The sequence below is a fragment of the Pseudomonas sp. KH_040 genome (genome assembly GCF_057839305.1).
Genome location: NZ_CM174487.1, coordinates 2,217,915 through 2,234,429, shown reverse-complemented (window position 1 = coordinate 2,234,429; position 16,515 = coordinate 2,217,915). Strand labels below are relative to the sequence as shown.

The window sequence follows — 16,515 nt, the reverse complement described above, 5'->3', positions numbered from 1 at the left end:
CAGCGCCCCTGCACGCCTGTGTACTGGCCGAATGACGGGCCGAACCCACTGGCCGGAACCCTGCATGAAACGTCCCCGCCCCGCCCGACGCGCCTTGTTCGCCGCCCTTTGTCTGATTCCCGTGATCGCCGTTGCCGCGTGGCAAGTCCTGCCGCCGGGGCGCGACGCCCTCGCCACGGTGCAAGTGACTCGCAGCAGTATCGAAAACAGCGTGACCGCACTGGGCACGTTGCAGCCACGCCGTTACGTGGATGTCGGTGCGCAGGCCTCCGGGCAGATTCAGAAGATTCATGTCGAGGCTGGCGATACGGTCAAGGAAGGCCAGTTGCTGGTGGAGATCGACCCCTCCACGCAAAAGGCCAAACTGGATGCCGGGCGGTTTTCCATCGAGAACCTCAAGGCGCAGCTGCAGGAGCAACGCGCCCAGCACGATCTCGCGCAACAGAAATACCAGCGCCAGCAAAAGCTCGCCGCCGGTGGTGCCACCCGTGAAGAAGACGTGCAGACGGCTCGCGCCGAAGTCCGCGCGACACAGGCCCGCATCGACATGTTCCAGGCGCAGATCCGTCAGGCTCAGGCCAGCCTGCGCAGTGACGAAGCGGAACTTGGCTACACACGCATTTATGCACCGATGAGCGGCACAGTCGTGGCCGTCGGCGCCCGGGAAGGCCAGACGCTCAATGCGCAACAGCAAACCCCGCTGATCCTGCGCATCGCCCGGCTCTCGCCGATGACCGTATGGGCCGAGGTTTCCGAAGCGGACATCGGTCACGTCAAACCCGGCATGACTGCCTACTTCACCACCCTCAGCGGCGGTAGCCGACGCTGGAGCAGCACGGTGCGGCAGATTCTGCCAGTGCCACCGCGCCCGCTCGAACAGAATCAGGGCGGCAGCCCCACCAGCGGTCGCAGCGGCAGCGAACGCGTGGTGCTCTACACCGTGTTGCTCGACGTCGACAACGCTGACAACAGCCTGATGACCGACATGACCGCGCAGGTGTTCTTCGTTGCGCAACAGGCACAGGACACCCTCACCGTGCCGACCGCCGCCCTGCAACCCGGCTCACGGCCGCAGTGGCAACGCGCGCAGATCGTCGCCGCCAACGGCGAAATCCAGGCACGTGACGTGCGCACCGGCATCAGCGACCGTTTGCGCACACAAGTGCTTGAAGGCCTGGTCGAAGGCGATCACATCCTCAGCGCGCCGGCCACCGGCAGCGGAGGCTGAATGCAAACCCCTCTGATTGACCTGCGGCAGATCCGCAAATCCTACGGCGGTAATGACAGCCCGCTGGTGGAAGTATTACGCGGTATCGACCTGTCGATTCATGCTGGCGAGTTCGTCGCCATCGTCGGCGCATCCGGCTCCGGCAAATCGACTTTGATGAATATTCTCGGCTGTCTCGACCGCCCTACCAGCGGCGAATATCGCTTCGCCGGCGAAGATGTCGCCCAGCTCGATACCGATGAACTGGCCTGGCTACGCCGCGAAGCGTTCGGTTTTGTGTTCCAGGGTTATCACCTGATTCCGTCCGGCTCCGCCCAGGAAAACGTCGAGATGCCGGCCATCTACGCCGGCACCCCGGCCGCCGAACGCCACGCCCGGGCCAGTGCCTTGCTGGAGCGGCTCGGCCTGGGCAGCCGCACCGGCAACCGCCCGCATCAGCTTTCCGGCGGTCAGCAACAGCGGGTGTCGATTGCCCGGGCGTTGATGAACGGCGGCCACATCATTCTCGCCGACGAACCCACCGGTGCCCTCGACAGCCACAGCGGCGCCGAGGTCATGACCCTGCTCGACGAACTCGCCGGTCAGGGCCATGTGGTGATTCTCATCACCCACGACCGCGAAGTCGCGCAGCGGGCCAAACGCATCATCGAGATTCGTGACGGGCTGATCATCAGCGACACCGCCGAACAGCCGTCAGCGCCACCACGCAGCGCCAACCCCGGCGCCTTGCAAGCCGTGGATCTGCGCCAGCGCCTGAGCACCGGCAGCACCGAGACCGGCGCCTGGAAAGGTGAACTGGTCGACGCCGTGCAAGCGGCGTGGCGGGTCATGTGGATCAATCGTTTTCGTACTGCGCTGACACTGCTGGGGATCGTCATCGGCGTGGCCTCGGTGGTGGTGATGCTGGCGGTGGGCGAAGGCAGCAAACGCCAGGTGATGGCACAGATGGGCGCCTTCGGTTCCAACATCATTTACCTCAGCGGCGCCGCGCCCAACCCGCGCACGCCACCGGGCATCATCACCCTCGATGACGTCGCCGAGCTGGCCGCCCTGCCCCAGGTGGAACGGATCATGCCGGTCAACGGCTCGACCGCTGGCGTGCGTTTCGGCAACGCCGACCACAGCAGTTACGTCGGTGGCAACGACACCAATTTTCCAACCATTTTCAACTGGCCGGTGGTTCAGGGCAGTTACTTCACCCAGGCCGATGAAGACAGCGCCGCCGCCGTGGCGGTGATCGGTACCAAAGTGCGCGACAAGCTGCTCAAGGATGTCGCCGACCCGATCGGCCAGTACATCCTGATCGAAAACGTGCCGTTTCAGGTGCTCGGCGTTCTTGCGGAAAAGGGCTCGAGCTCCGGCGATTCCGACAGCGACAACCGCATCGCCGTGCCCTACTCGGCGGCCAGCACGCGCCTGTTCGGCAGCCGCAATCCGGAATACGTGGTGATCGCCGCCAAGGACGCACGCAAGGTCAAAGACGCCGAGCAGGCGATCGAACAGGCGATGCTGCGGCGGCACAACGGCAAGAAGGATTTCGAACTGACCAACAACGCCGCAATGATTCAGGCCGAAGCACGCACGCAAGGCACGCTGTCGCTGATGCTCGGCGCCATTGCTGCAATCTCTTTGCTGGTCGGCGGTATCGGGGTGATGAACATCATGCTCATGACCGTGCGCGAACGCACCCGGGAAATCGGTATCCGCATGGCCACGGGTGCACGACAGCGCGACATCCTGCGCCAGTTCCTCACTGAAGCGGTGATGCTCTCGGTGGTCGGCGGCATTGCCGGCATCAGTCTGGCGATGCTGGTCGGCGGCGTGCTGTGGTTCAGCGGCGTGGCGATCGCGTTTCAATGGCTGGCCGTCATCGGTGCTTTCGCCTGCGCGCTGGTCACCGGCGTCCTCTTCGGCTTCATGCCTGCCCGCAAGGCTGCCCGGCTCGACCCGGTCACGGCCCTTACCAGTGAATGATCGATCTATGAAAGCGCCACTGACACTCCTTGCCGCCAGCCTGTTGCTGGCGGCCTGCAACAGCCCTGCGCCGCGCCCCGACAGCGGCGTGCAGCCACCGCCCGCGTGGCAGTCGCCTGAGCAGCCCGGTGCCGTGCAGAGCAACCGCCAATGGTGGACGCAGTTCGGCAGCCCCGAACTTGATCGACTGGTCGAACAGGCGCGACTGGGCAGCCATGACCTCGGCGCCGCTGTTGCGCGAGTCAGGCAAGCCCAGGCCAGTGCGACGATTGCCGGCGCCCCGCTGCTCCCGGAAATCAAGGCCGGGCTCAATGCCAATCGACAGAAACTGTTGCACGGCAAAGGCTATAGCCAGCTGGACGTCAGCCCGGATAATCGCTCGCTGGATTATTACGACGCCGAGTTGAGCGCCAGTTACGAAATCGACTTCTGGGGCGGCAAACGCGCGGCCCGCGACAGCGCCGTATTCGGCGTCCAGGCCAGCGAATTCGACCGTGCCACCGTCGAGCTGACCCTGCAAAGCGGCGTGGCCAGCAGCTACACCCAAGCCTTGGCGTTGCGCGAACAGGCGCGCATTGCCGAACTCAATCTGGCCAATGCGCAGAACGTCCTGCACCTGGTGCAAACCCGTTTCGACGCCGGCAGCGCCACCGCGCTGGAACTGGCCCAGCAAAAAAGCCTGGTAGCGGAACAGCAGCGCAAATTGCCGCTGGTGCAACAACAGGCCCGCGAAGCCTTGATCACCCTCGCCGCCCTGCTCGGCCAACCAGTGCAGACACTGTCGTCACCGCAACAGTCGTTCGAACAGTTGCAGTGGCCGAATATCGCCAGTGGCGTGCCCAGCGATCTGCTGAGCCGGCGTCCGGACATCGCCAGCGCCGAAGCCAAACTGGCAGCGGCTCAGGCTGACGTCACCGTCGCTCGCGCGGCCATGTTGCCGAAAATCACCTTGACCGCCAGCCTCGGCACCGGCGCCGATCTGGCGGCGGACCTGCTGCGCACCACGTTCTACAACCTGTCTTCCGGCTTGACCGCGCCGATCTTCAACAACGGTCGCCTGAGCGCCGAGCGCGACAAGGCCAAGGCGCGTCAGGACGAACTGCTGGAAACCTATCGAGGGGCGATCATCAATGGCTTCGCCGACGTGGAAAAAGCCCTGAGCAGCATTCGCGGCCTCGACGAACAGCGCCAGTGGCAAAGCGAAGAGCTGAGCCAGGCGCAGACCGCGTTCGACATCGCGCAAAGTCGTTATCAGGCCGGTGCCGAAGACTTGCTGACGGTGCTGCAAACCCAGCGCACTTTGTATGCGGCGCAGGATATGAATGTGCAACTGCGCTTGTCGCGACTGCAGGCGAGCATTGCCTTGTACAAAGCGTTAGGCGGTGGCTGGCAGGTTATCTGACTGCAACATCTCCTGCAGGAGCTGTCGAGTGCAACGAGGCTGCGATCTTTTGATCTTGCTTTTAAGAGTCAAGATCAAAAGATCGCAGCCTTCGGCAGCTCCTACACGGGGATCGTGTCGTGACTGATTGAATTCTCGGGGCAAAAAAAATCGCAGCACCAGGCTGCGATTTTTTTTGCGCTTAGAGTTGCCGGCCTTTCACTTTCAGATGCCGGGCATACCACGGGCGCTGCGGCACTTTGCGGAACAGGTCGGCCATGTTGTCTTCATCGCCAAACGTGATGCGCAACGCCAGCTTCATGGTTTCCGGGTCCATTTCCACCGAACGGCCGATTTGCAACCCCGGCACGGTGCTGCAGCCATGGGTGTCCGGCCCCAGCCAAGGATCGTCGACCTCAACCCAGCGCCCCGGCGCAAACCACGGCACACCGTTGACTTCCAGCCGGCTGACTTCGCCCGGGTGGAAACGCTCATGTGCACGGAACCAGTCTTCGATACGGTCATCGATCCAGCCGTGGAAACGCCAGAACACCGGGTTCACATGGGAGGAAAACGGGTCGCCGAGAAAGTCGTTTTCCGGCGCATACCAGCGCGCCGCGAAGTCCGCCTGATCGCGCGCCATCGGCACCGGAATGTTGTTGGACGGATCCCGCGCCACCGACGCCCAGCGCATGTGCAGCCAGTCGTGCAGGCCCAGTTCGACTTCCGAGCCGAACTGGCCGAGGCTGAGTTTCGCCAGGTAGCGTGGGTCGCGGTACTGCGATTCCCACACCTGGAAATTGCTGTGGTAGGTCTCGGCCGCTTTGATGTCGCTGACCCACTTGGTGTACTCGTCGTCACCTTCGGTCAGCCAGGTGGGCGGCAGCGCGTCACCGTCGTGATTGTCGAAATAGCGGGCGAAGCCCTGGCGGTCACGCTCCAGTTCCGGCTGCGGCATCGGGAAGGCCTGCCATGAGGGCAGATCCTGCATCGAACGGGCCTTGCCGAGCATGTGCCGGTGCATGAAGAAGAAGTCGATGCCCGAACCATTGCGATCCTTGCTCGGCCCACGGGCATCGCGCTCCTTGTCACGGGGGCCGGGTTGCCAGCCGATACCGCGCAGGGCGTCGCGTTTTTTCTCCGAGAGTTTGTGCCACTTGTCGCGGCTGGCGTGCCAGAGCTGGTGGAACAGGCGATGTTCCGGCGCGACCAGCCACGCCAACAGCGTCGGGTTCAACCCGGTGCGTTCGCGGGCCTCGGGAAAACGTCGCTTGATGGCGATGAAGTGATTGTCCAGTTCGGGCAGCGCCAACGGCCGATCCAGGCGCAACACTTGCCCGGTGAACGTGCCACTGCCGGCATTGCCGAATGCCGCCCAGACTTCGTCGAGTTTGACTTTGAATTCGTAGACCGGCGGCGCGTGCGGCGCATCGGTACGCATCAGCCGCCAGTACAATTCGGCGCCGTTGCCCGGTGCCAGATCGCCGATCACTTGATAACGCGCAGGTTCTGCTGAACGCAGATTGGCACCGGTATCGAGAAACCCACGCAGGCCGCGACCCCGGTGGGCAATGTCGAGAAACAGCTCCAGGCCTTCGCGTGGCAAGCCATCGAGCCCCGCCGCAGCGCCGCTGAAACGGATATCCCAGACGCCGCGCAGGTTGTCCGCCAACTGTTGACCAGCCGTATCGGCCAGGTCGACCGTGGCCTCTCCCGGGGTGATCGGAAACTCCTCGCGGGTCAGCTCACGATGTGCATAAAAAGCGGCAGGCAGCGCGGCGCCCGTGAGTGCCATGCCCGCCATGAACCAGCGTCGAGAGATCGTCATTGCCCTACCTGTGTCAGCCATGAAGCAGGCTTTATCCAAGCTAGAACGTTTGCTCGCCGGGGAAATTTACGGCCCCGGCAAAAGATCGCGATGCGCCGTCAGCGCTTTTCCTGCGCGCGACTAAATTACCCGCCCGGCCACTCGTTCCTCCCAGATAGCAAAGGCCCCTGCGCCTGCACCTCGACGGCGAACCTGAATGAGATGGCAATGACAAAACCGCGTTCGAAAAAGGCTCTATTTATCGGCCTGCCGCTGGCCTTGGCGATCAGCGCCGGCGCAGGGTTTCTGGCCTGGGATTACTGGTTTCGGGACAACCCCGGCTACCCGGTAAAAGTGATGAAGCAGGCGACCGAGTTGCAGGATCGCATCCTCTCGTTCGACAGCCACATCACCGTACCGCTGAGTTTCGGCGCCCACGGCAACGAAGCCGACAAGGACGGCTCCGGCCAGTTCGACCTGATCAAGGCCAATCGCGGGCGCTTGTCGGGCGCTGCGCTGACCGTGTTCGGCTGGCCGGAAATGTGGAATGGCCCCAATGCCCCGCATCGCCCCACCGAAGGTTTTGTCGAAGAAGCCCGCAACCAGCAGGAAGTCCGTTACAAGATCATCACCGGCATGGTCCGCGACTTCCCCAATCAGGTCGGCATCGCCTACACCCCGGATGATTTCCGCCGCCTGCATGGCGAAGGCAAGTTTGCGATTTTCATCAGCATGCTCAACGCCTATCCGCTGGGCAACGACCTGAGCAAACTGGACCTGTGGGCCGGGCGCGGCATGCGCATGTTCGGCTTCAGCTACATCGGCAACAACAGCTGGGCCGACTCGTCGCGGCCGCTGCCGTTCTTCAATGACTCGCCGGACGCCCTCGACGGTCTCTCCGATATCGGCAAGCAAGCGGTGCAGCGTTTGAACGATCTGGGCGTGATCATCGACGTTTCGCAGATGTCGACCAAAGGCCTGGAACAGGTTGCGCAGTTGAGCCGCACGCCGTTGGTGGCCTCGCACTCGGCGCCGCGTGCGGCAGTGGATATTCCGCGCAACCTCAGCGACAAGGAACTGCAACTGATCAAGAACAGCGGCGGCGTGGTTCAGGTGGTTGGTTTCTCGCAGTACCTCAAACCGCTGACTCAGGGCACGCAGGACAAACTCAACGCCCTGCGCGCACGCTTCGATCTGCCGCCACTGCCAAACCTGGCCATGGCGCTGATGCCGGGCGATCCGATCATCACCGCATGGTCGGAACAGAAACTCGGCCAGTACGCCAGCGGCCTCTACGGCATCCTTGAAGAAGAACCCAAAGCGACCCTCAAGGATCTCGGTGACGCCATCGATTACACGGTGCGCAAAATCGGTATCGACCATGTCGGCATCTCGTCCGACTTCAACGACGGCGGCGGCATCAAGGGTTGGGAGAACGTTGGCGAAATCCGCAACGTCACCGCCGAACTGATCCAGCGCGGCTACTCCGAAGCGGACATCGCCAAGCTGTGGGGCGGCAACTTCATGCGCGTCTGGGATCAAGTGCAGAAAGCCGCGAAACCGGCGCTGATTTCCCGTCAGGACACCGCCAAGCCATGACTGACCGCCGGACCTTTCTGAAACAGGCCGGTGTGATGGCGGCTGCCCTGCCATTCGGCGCCAGCCTCGCGGCGCCGGCAATGGCCACGACTTCGCCAGTGGCTTCTGCGAACAAATGGACGCAATTGCGCCAGCTGTTCGATCAGGACCCGCAGGCGATCCACTTCGCCAACTTCCTGATCACCTCCCATCCCAAACCCGTGCGCGAAGCCATCGAACGCCATCGCGCCACGCTCGACCGGAATCCGGGACTGGCGATGGATTGGGATCTGGGGAGCAACGAACAATTGCAGCAAAACGTGCGGGTCTGGGCCGGCAAGTATCTGCAAGCCAAGCCCGGCCAGATCGCCCTCACTGGCAGCACCACCGAGGGGCTGGCGATGATTTATGGCAGCGTGCAGGTGCGCGCGGATCAGGAAATTCTTACCACCGAACACGAACACTATTCCACGCGCAACATCCTCGATTTCCGTAGCCGCCGCGATGGCACCCGGGTGCGCAAACTCAAACTGTTCGAAACGCCGCAAAGCATTTCCACGGATCAGGTGCTCGACACGATCAACCGCAACATTCGCCCTGAGACCCGCGTACTCGGCATGACCTGGGTGCATTCGGGCAGCGGCGTGAAATTGCCGATCAGCGATATTTCGCGGCTGGTCGATGAACACAACCGTCAACGTGACGACAAGGACCGCTTGATCTACGTGGTCGACGGCGTGCACGGTTTCGGTGTCGACGACCTGAGTTTCCCGCAGATGAACTGCGACTTCTTTATCGCCGGCACCCACAAATGGATGTTCGGTCCGCGCGGCACCGGCATCGTATGCAGCCGCAGCGAAGAGCTGAAGTACGTCAGCCCGAGCGTGCCGACGTTCTCCGAAGCCACTTCCTTCGCCACCATCATGACCCCGGGCGGCTATCACGCCTTCGAGCATCGTTGGGCGGTGGACGAAGCGTTCAAATTGCACCTGCAACTGGGCAAGGCCGACGTTCAGGCACGCATTCATCAGCTCAACAGCTACCTGAAACAGCGTCTGCGCGAACACGCGGACATCGAACTGGTGACCCCGCTCGAGCCGAAATTTTCTGCCGGTTTCACGTTCTTCCGGGTCAAGGGCCAGGACAGCGACGAAGTGGCTGCCTACCTGATGCAAAACCGGGTGATCTGCGATGCGGTCAGCCGCGACGTCGGCCCGGTGATTCGCACGGCGCCCGGCCTGCTCAACAACGAAGCCGAAGTGGAGCGTTTCATGGCCCTCCTCGAAAAAAAACGGCGCGCCTGATCCCTCGACTCCAGTTTTCCTTTCACAGAGACGACTCATGAAAAAGCCTCACGCCTGTTTCACCTTCAAGGCCCTGCCCGCGCTGGCCCTGACCGCGCTGTGCGCCGGCCTGCTGCCTGGTGCTGCTCAAGCGGCGACGCCGCCGGCGCCGGGCAAAGTGTTCAAGGACTGCAAGGACTGCCCGGAAATGGTCGTGCTGCCGACTGGCACCTTCACCATGGGCACCCCGGATGACGAAGTCGGCCGCGAACCGGACGAAGGCCCGCGCCACGACGTGACCTTCAGCAAACCGTTCGCCATCAGCCGCTTTCAGGTGCTGGTCGGCGAGTGGGACGCGTATGTGCGCGAAACCGGCAACAAGCCTTACGACTTCGATGATCGCCCGGGCCGCCGCTGCACCGCTGGCAAACCGGAATTCAAGCAGACTGCCCGCGACCCGGCCGTGTGCATGAACGTCGCCGAAGCCCAGGCTTACATCGATTGGTTGTCGAAAAAAACCGGTCATGCCTATCGCCTGCAAAGCGAATCGATCCGCGAGTACGCCGCACGCGGCGGCAGCAGCGGGCCCTTCCCTTTCCCGTTCGATGAAGGCAACAACTACCAGATCTCCAAACACGCCAACACCTATGGCGCCGCCGACGGTTACAACTTCACCTCCCCGGCCGGCACATTCCCGGCCAATGCCTTCGGCGTTTACGACGCTCACGGCAACGTCTACGAATGGACCGCCGACTGCTATCACAAGGATTATTCCGGCGTACCGAACGACGGTCGCCCATGGACTCAGGAAAACTGCGAACGCCAGGTCATGCGTGGCAACGACTGGGGCGAGGCGCCGGTGTTCTCGCGTTCCGGCAACCGCAACAGCAGCTGGCCAACCAGCAAGGGCGACTGGCTCGGGTTTCGCGTAGTGCGCGACCTCTGATCCTGCCCGCCACGACCGCAGTGCCGTCTGCGGTCGTTTAAAGAAAGTCCGTGACCATTCGTTTTCCTTTAGTACCGGCACTCCCTCCGCACCGAAGCAGGAATCCTCCATGACCAAGCCTACGCGTGGGGCGATCAACGAATTGTTCGCCTTGCTCAAGCCCTTCCGCCTGATCGTCTCTGTGTCCATCGTGCTCGGCATGATCGGCGGCCTGAGCGTCACCGTGCTGCTGGCAACCATCAACAATGCCCTGCACTCCGACGACGGCCTGACCCGCACGGTGGTGATGATTTTCGCCGGCCTCTGTGCGCTGGCCTTGCTGACGACGATTCTGTCCGACATCGGCACCAACTACGTCGGCCAGCACATCATCGCCAAATTGCGCAAAGAGCTGGGGGAGAAGGTCTTGTCGGCGCCAATCGACCAGATCGAACGCTATCGCAGCCACCGGTTGATCCCGGTGCTGACCCACGACGTCGACACCATCAGCGACTTCGCTTTCGCGTTTGCCCCGCTGGCGATATCCATGACCGTCACCCTCGGCTGCCTCGGCTATCTGGCCATGCTGTCCTGGCCGATGTTCCTGATGATGCTGGTGGCGATTGCCATCGGCACGACCATTCAGGCGATTGCCCGGGCCAAAGGCATGCGCGGTTTCTACGCCGCCCGTGATTCCGAAGACGAACTGCAAAAGCACTACAACGCGATTGCCGAGGGTGCCAAGGAACTGCGCATTCATCGCCCGCGTCGCCAGCGTATGTTTGTCGCCGGGATTCAGAAAACCGCCGAGAAGATCTGCGACACCCAGATCAAATCCATCAACACCTTCGTCATCGCCAAGTCCTTCGGCTCGATGTTGTTCTTCGTGGTGATCGGCATGGCGCTGGCCCTGCAATCCTTCTGGCCCAGCGGCGACAAAGCGGTAATGAGCGGCTTCGTCCTGGTGCTGCTGTACATGAAGGGGCCGCTGGAGCATCTGGTCAGCACGTTGCCGATCATCAGCCGTGCGCAGATTGCCTTCCGCCGCATCGCCGAACTGAGCGAGCAATTTTCCTCACCCGAACCGCACCTGCTGCTGGAAGATCAGGGCAAGAAACCCGGCGCGGTCAACAGCCTCGAACTGCACAACGTGCGTTACGCCTTCCCGCCTGTGGAAGGCAGTGAGCCGTTCCGTCTGGGGCCGGTGAACCTGCGTATTGAACAGGGCGACATCGTGTTTATCGTCGGCGAAAACGGTTGCGGCAAAACCACGCTGATCAAATTGTTGTTGGGTTTGTATGCGCCGACCGAAGGCGAGATCCGCGTCAACGATCAGCCGATCACCGCGCTCAACCGCGATGACTACCGGCAGAATTTCACGACGATTTTTGCCGACTATTACCTGTTCGACGATCTGATTCAGGGCGACCGCGAAGTCCCGCAGGACGCGACCCGCTACCTCGAACGTCTGGAGATCGCGCACAAGGTCAGCGTGCGCGACGGCGCGTTCAGCACCACCGATTTGTCCACCGGCCAGCGCAAGCGTCTGGCACTGGTCAATGCCTGGCTCGAAGAGCGGCCGGTGCTGGTGTTCGATGAATGGGCGGCCGATCAGGACCCGACGTTCCGCCGTATTTTCTACACAGAGTTGTTGCCAGACCTCAAACGTCTGGGCAAGACCATCATCGTGATCTCCCACGATGACCGTTACTTCGACGTCGCCGATCAACTGGTGCGCATGGAGGCCGGCAGGGTCAAGAGCGAACTGCAAACCGCTTGATCGACGCGGCCGCGGCCAGGCCGGAAAAATAATTTTCCGGTTTGCCGCGGCTTCCTCGTCTTAATGAGATGAATAAGAACCATTAACAACTATACCTGCCAAGGTCTTAACCTCATGTCCGCATCCCGTTTCATGCTTCGCCCTCTGACTCGAGCCCTGCTGGTGCACGGCGCGACACGCACTCGACTGGCCGGCACCGGCCTTGGTCTGGCACTGACACTCACGGCAGCGCCGTATGTCCAGGCCCAGGAATGGACCCTGAACATCCCGTCGCAGCCACTGGCGCAGGCGCTGCAAACCCTTGGCCAGCAGACCAGCCTGCAAATCATCTACAGCCCGGAAAGCCTGCAAGGTCTGCGCTCCAGCGCACTCAACGGCCGCTACCAGGACGATGAGTCACTCAAGGCGATGCTCAACGGCACCGGCATCCGCTACCAGCGTGACGGCAACACCGTGACCGTCCTCGGCCCGGCCACCGGCAGCGCGATGGAACTGGCCCCGACCAACGTCAACGCCAGCCGCCTGGGCGCCACCACCGAGGGCAGCAACTCCTACACCACCGGTGGCGTGACCATTGGCAAGGGCGTGCACTCGCTGAAGGAAACCCCGCAGTCGGTCACGGTGATGACCCGCAAGATGCTCGATGACCAGAACCTCAACACCATCGAACAGGTGATGGAAAAGACCCCGGGCATCACCGTGTATGACTCGCCCATGGGCGGCAAATATTTCTACTCTCGCGGCTTCCGTATGACTGGCCAGTACCAGTACGACGGCGTGCCGCTGGATATCGGCAGCAGCTACGTGCAGGCCGACAGCTTCAACAGCGACATGGCCATCTATGACCGCGTGGAAGTCCTGCGTGGCGCGGCCGGCATGATGAAAGGCGCAGGCGGCACCGCCGGTGGCGTCAACTTCGTGCGCAAACGCGGCCAGGACACTGCGCACACGCAACTGTCGCTGTCGGCAGGCACCTGGGACAACTATCGTGGCCAGGTCGACACCGGCGGCCCGCTGAACGACTCCGGGACCATCCGTGGTCGCGCCGTGGTCACCGAACAGACCCGTCAATATTTCTACGACGTGGCCAGCCGCAAGGATCAGATCTACTACGGCGCCCTGGACTTCGACCTCAGCCCCGATACCACCCTGGGTCTGGGCTTCGCCTGGGAAGATGTTGACGCCACCCCGTGCTGGGGCGGCCTGCCGCGTTACGCCGACGGCTCCGACCTGCACCTCAAGCGCTCCACCTGCCTGAACACCGCGTGGAACAACCAGCGCAGCAAACGCGCCACCTACTTCGCCGACCTGAAACACCAGTTCAACGACGACTGGTCGCTGAAAGTCGCCGGGGTGTACTCGCGTAACACCCAGGACATGGAATACGCCTTCCCGAGCGGCGCGGTACCGGTCGGTGCCACCGCATCGAACACCCTGATGCTGGGCAGCATTTACGACTACGACCAGCGCGATTACGGCTTCGATGCCTATGTCGACGGCAAATTCGACGCCTTCGGTCAGCAACACGAACTGACCATCGGCGCCAACGCCAGCCGTTCGCACAAGGATGACTTCTACGCCGTCGCCGCGCTGCCACAACGGCAGAACGTGCTCGACCCCAACCACCACATCCCGCAACCGGACGAAAGCTACTACCTGGCCAACGCCTCCCGTGGCGGCCCGGTGGACATGCACATCAAGCAATACGGCGCCTACTCGATCGCCCGCCTGAAACTGGCTGATCCGCTGACCCTGGTCCTGGGCAGCCGTGTCAGCTGGTACAAGTCCGACACCGATTCAGTGCAGTACTTCCGTGGCGAAGGCACCCAGGTCGATACCAAGTCCACCGAAACCGGCCAGGTCACGCCGTTCGCCGGTGTGCTGTTCGACCTCAATGACAACCTGACTGCCTACGCCAGCTACACCGACATCTTCACCCCGCAAGGCGCCTACAAGACCATTGATGGCAGCACCCTCAAGCCATTGGTCGGGCAGAGCTACGAACTGGGGATCAAAGGCGAGTGGTTCGACGGTCGTCTGAACAGCTCCTTCAACCTGTTCCGCACCATTCAGAAAGATGCCGCCCAGGATGACCCGCGTTGCGAGGACAGTTCTTGCTCGATCAACTCCGGCAAGGTTCGCGCGCAAGGCTTCGAAGCTGAAGTCAGCGGTGAAGTGATTGACCGCCTGCAATTGCTCGCCGGTTACACCTACACCCAGACCAAGGTGCTGGAAGATGCCGACGCCACTCAGGATGGCGTGGTTTACAACTCCTATGTGCCGCGCCACTTGCTGCGTGTGTGGGGTGACTACAGCCTGAGCGGGCCACTGGATCGCGTGACAATCGGTGCGGGTGTCAACGCGCAGACGGGCAACTACCGGACTTCGCCTTTGGGCGGTGACAACATTGATGGCGCCGGTTATGCGGTCTGGAACGGTCGCATTGGCTACCGTATCGATGACACCTGGTCGGTGGCGCTTAACGGGAACAACCTGTTTGACAAGCGTTACTACTCGACCATTGGTACCGAAGGGTTCGGTAACTTCTATGGTGATCCGCGTAACTTCGTGATGTCGGTCAAGGCTGACTTCTGATTGGGTGTGATGTGAGAGAGCCCCGCTTTGGCGGGGCTTTTTTTCGCCTGTTGGTCTTGGCGGCCTAGGGGCCGACCATGCTCCTTGGGTTTTGGGGGCATATCCGTTGCTGCGGGTGGTGCCGCTGGCGGTTTCGCTCTTACAGCGAGTCACCTTTTCCAAACGCCGAAAAGGTAACCCAAAAGGCTTTGCCCCGGCGTACGGCACTTCGCTGAGGCTCAGTGTTCCCTCGCTACGGTGTCCATCCGGGGGCATCGCCTACGGTTTGCTTCGCTGCACCTCCTCTCGATGTATGCGGCTGCGCCGCACGGCGCTGCGCGCCTACCCCCCGGATGAACACCTCCGCTCGGCCTGCCGAAGGGGCAAAAAATCAAAAGCCAAAGCCAGAGCAAGATCAAAAGCCAGATCAAAAGCCCCTCACCCTAACCCTCTCCCGGAGGGAGAGGGGACTGATTGAGGTGTTTGGGAGAGCTACGGCGAAGTGAAATACCGAGTCGAACTCAGATTTTGAAAAGCCCAAAAATCGGCCCCCTCTCCCTCTGGGAGAGGGCTGGGGTGAGGGGTGAATCCAACACCAATCCTAAGCCGAACACGCTGTTGCTCCTCACCACTCAACAGGATGAGCGTTAGCTCGGCTGCGGCTTTTGATCTGCAAGGCGACGTCGGAAGGCTGAGTGGAGGGATTGATCCGGGCGTGGGAGCGCAGCGACCGTTTGGCGCAGCCAAACACAGCGAGAGGAGGTGCAGCGAAGCAAACCGTAGGCGCTGCGCCCGGATCGATCCCGGAGCGAAGGAACCCCGAGCTTTAGCGAGCGGGCCGGACGTAGGAGCAAGCCTTTTGGGTTACCTTTTCGGCGTTTGGAAAAGGTGACCCGCCGTAAGGGCGGAACCCTAATCAGCCGTTACCGCAGCAACGGATATTCACCCAAAAACCAACCAATATCCAATCACCCCAACACCCCCGCCAACGCCCGGCTCAGGCGTTCATGCACCCGCAAAACATCAGGCATCACCGAAGCCATCCGCAGCAAATCATGCGTCAGCCCCGGACAGTGCTCAACCTCGACACTCACCCCCTGCCCCCGCAACTTATCAGCATAAGCCTGCCCCTCATCAAATAATGGATCGAAGCCCGCCAACAACACAATCGCCGGCGCCACACCGCGCAAATCCTCCGCCAACAACGGCGAAAAGCGCCAATCCAGATAGTCTTGCGGACTGCGAGCGTAATGCTGATAAAACCAGTCAAGCGTATCGTTCTCCAACAGATAACCCTCACTGAACAACAACCGCGAATCGTGCACGCGCGATGCATCGGTCACCGGATAGCACAACAACTGTGCCTTGGGTGCGATGGCCACAGTGTGCGGTTGCACCACCGCCTGCAGCGCCAGCACCGTGGCCAACGTGGCACCGGCGCTGTCGCCACCAAACGCCACGCGTGAGGCATCAAGGCCAAGACTTACGGCGTTTTCCGCCAACCATGACAAAGCGTCTTCGCCATCCTCCAGCGCCGTCGGAAAACGATGCTCCGGGGCCAGTCGATAGCCGACCGACAACACCGCACACGGCGTGCGCTGGCAAAACTCGCGGCACACACCGTCGTGCGAATCGAGGCTGCCGACAACAAAACCACCACCATGGAAATACACCAGCACCGGCATCGGCGAGGCCCCAGCATTGGGGCGATACAGACGCAGTGCCAACGGCGCACCATCACGTGCCGAGGTGTCGATTTCGCTGACCATCAGGTCTTGCGGCGCCGGCCAGCGCAATTGCGCAGTGGTCTGCTCGAAAGTCGCGCGGGCTTCGCTCGGGGTCATTTGGTGCATGGCCGGCAGGCCGGCGTCCTGGCTGTCTTGGGCCAGGTCGAGAAAGGCTTCCAGATCAGGGTGTAACGACATCGCTAAAATCCTTGTATCGGCAAAAAAAGGGGCGCACCTCGGCAGCGCCCCCGGAGATGA

10 protein-coding genes are annotated in these 16,515 nt (G+C 62.0%); 8 read left to right on the top strand and 2 right to left on the bottom strand.

Annotated elements, in window-relative coordinates; genetic code table 11:
- Positions 1 to 64: 64 nt before the first annotated feature.
- Genes AC3IUF_RS09920 through AC3IUF_RS09910 form a run of 3 tightly spaced genes read left to right on the top strand, consistent with a single transcriptional unit; the run spans position 65 to position 4,604 of the window.
- Entirely contained in the window at positions 65 to 1,228 is a 1,164-nt protein-coding gene (locus AC3IUF_RS09920; protein ID WP_095111774.1) for an efflux RND transporter periplasmic adaptor subunit, read from the top strand.
- The gene (locus tag AC3IUF_RS09915) at positions 1,229 to 3,202 is read left to right on the top strand and encodes a MacB family efflux pump subunit (protein WP_095111775.1); all 1,974 of its coding nucleotides are present in this window, start codon (positions 1,229 to 1,231) and stop codon (positions 3,200 to 3,202) included.
- Between the two features lie 7 nt (positions 3,203 to 3,209).
- Positions 3,210 to 4,604 carry an efflux transporter outer membrane subunit gene (locus AC3IUF_RS09910; protein ID WP_414894161.1) on the top strand — a complete coding sequence of 465 codons (1,395 nt, stop codon included), beginning with the start codon at positions 3,210 to 3,212 and terminating at the stop codon, positions 4,602 to 4,604.
- 181 nt (positions 4,605 to 4,785) lie between these two features.
- Here AC3IUF_RS09910 and pvdP read toward each other — a convergent pair whose 3' ends face one another.
- Positions 4,786 to 6,411 (bottom strand): pyoverdine maturation tyrosinase PvdP, encoded by a 1,626-nt coding sequence (pvdP, locus tag AC3IUF_RS09905; protein ID WP_095111777.1) that lies wholly within the window; start codon positions 6,409 to 6,411, stop codon positions 4,786 to 4,788.
- 207 nt (positions 6,412 to 6,618) lie between these two features.
- Here pvdP and pvdM point away from each other — a divergent pair, with 207 nt between their 5' ends.
- The 5 genes from pvdM to AC3IUF_RS09880 all read left to right on the top strand — a co-directional run bounded on the left by pvdM (position 6,619) and on the right by AC3IUF_RS09880 (position 14,551).
- Entirely contained in the window at positions 6,619 to 7,989 is a 1,371-nt protein-coding gene (gene pvdM, locus AC3IUF_RS09900) for a pyoverdine-tailoring dipeptidase-like protein PvdM (protein WP_095111778.1), read from the top strand.
- Complete coding sequence (gene pvdN / locus AC3IUF_RS09895; protein WP_123374791.1) at positions 7,986 to 9,272, top strand: pyoverdine-tailoring periplasmic protein PvdN; 1,287 nt, start codon at positions 7,986 to 7,988, stop codon at positions 9,270 to 9,272. Before pvdM ends, pvdN begins: the two co-directional genes overlap by 4 nt.
- Positions 9,273 to 9,309: 37 nt before the next feature.
- Entirely contained in the window at positions 9,310 to 10,197 is an 888-nt protein-coding gene (gene pvdO, locus AC3IUF_RS09890; RefSeq protein ID WP_489280941.1) for a dihydropyoverdine dehydrogenase, read from the top strand.
- Between the two features lie 109 nt (positions 10,198 to 10,306).
- Positions 10,307 to 11,956 carry a cyclic peptide export ABC transporter gene (locus tag AC3IUF_RS09885; protein ID WP_095111780.1) on the top strand — a complete coding sequence of 550 codons (1,650 nt, stop codon included), beginning with the start codon at positions 10,307 to 10,309 and terminating at the stop codon, positions 11,954 to 11,956.
- Between the two features lie 114 nt (positions 11,957 to 12,070).
- Positions 12,071 to 14,551 carry a TonB-dependent siderophore receptor gene (locus tag AC3IUF_RS09880; RefSeq protein ID WP_007913351.1) on the top strand — a complete coding sequence of 827 codons (2,481 nt, stop codon included), beginning with the start codon at positions 12,071 to 12,073 and terminating at the stop codon, positions 14,549 to 14,551.
- A gap of 947 nt (positions 14,552 to 15,498) precedes the next feature.
- On the opposite strand, the gene AC3IUF_RS09875 is transcribed toward AC3IUF_RS09880, so the two are convergent.
- Complete coding sequence (locus AC3IUF_RS09875) at positions 15,499 to 16,455, bottom strand: alpha/beta hydrolase (RefSeq protein ID WP_414894162.1); 957 nt, start codon at positions 16,453 to 16,455, stop codon at positions 15,499 to 15,501.
- Positions 16,456 to 16,515: the final 60 nt, after the last annotated feature.

What these genes read in the sequence shown, in the direction of transcription:
- AC3IUF_RS09920 (WP_095111774.1), top strand. Translation starts at nt 65, where the DNA reads ATGAAACGTCCCCGCCCCGCCCGACGCGCCTTGTTCGCCGCCCTTTGT.
- AC3IUF_RS09915 (WP_095111775.1), top strand. Translation starts at nt 1,229, where the DNA reads ATGCAAACCCCTCTGATTGACCTGCGGCAGATCCGCAAATCCTACGGC.
- AC3IUF_RS09910 (WP_414894161.1), top strand. Translation starts at nt 3,210, where the DNA reads ATGAAAGCGCCACTGACACTCCTTGCCGCCAGCCTGTTGCTGGCGGCC.
- pvdP (WP_095111777.1), bottom strand. Translation starts at nt 6,411, where the DNA reads ATGACGATCTCTCGACGCTGGTTCATGGCGGGCATGGCACTCACGGGC.
- pvdM (WP_095111778.1), top strand. Translation starts at nt 6,619, where the DNA reads ATGACAAAACCGCGTTCGAAAAAGGCTCTATTTATCGGCCTGCCGCTG.
- pvdN (WP_123374791.1), top strand. Translation starts at nt 7,986, where the DNA reads ATGACTGACCGCCGGACCTTTCTGAAACAGGCCGGTGTGATGGCGGCT.
- pvdO (WP_489280941.1), top strand. Translation starts at nt 9,310, where the DNA reads ATGAAAAAGCCTCACGCCTGTTTCACCTTCAAGGCCCTGCCCGCGCTG.
- AC3IUF_RS09885 (WP_095111780.1), top strand. Translation starts at nt 10,307, where the DNA reads ATGACCAAGCCTACGCGTGGGGCGATCAACGAATTGTTCGCCTTGCTC.
- AC3IUF_RS09880 (WP_007913351.1), top strand. Translation starts at nt 12,071, where the DNA reads ATGTCCGCATCCCGTTTCATGCTTCGCCCTCTGACTCGAGCCCTGCTG.
- AC3IUF_RS09875 (WP_414894162.1), bottom strand. Translation starts at nt 16,455, where the DNA reads ATGTCGTTACACCCTGATCTGGAAGCCTTTCTCGACCTGGCCCAAGAC.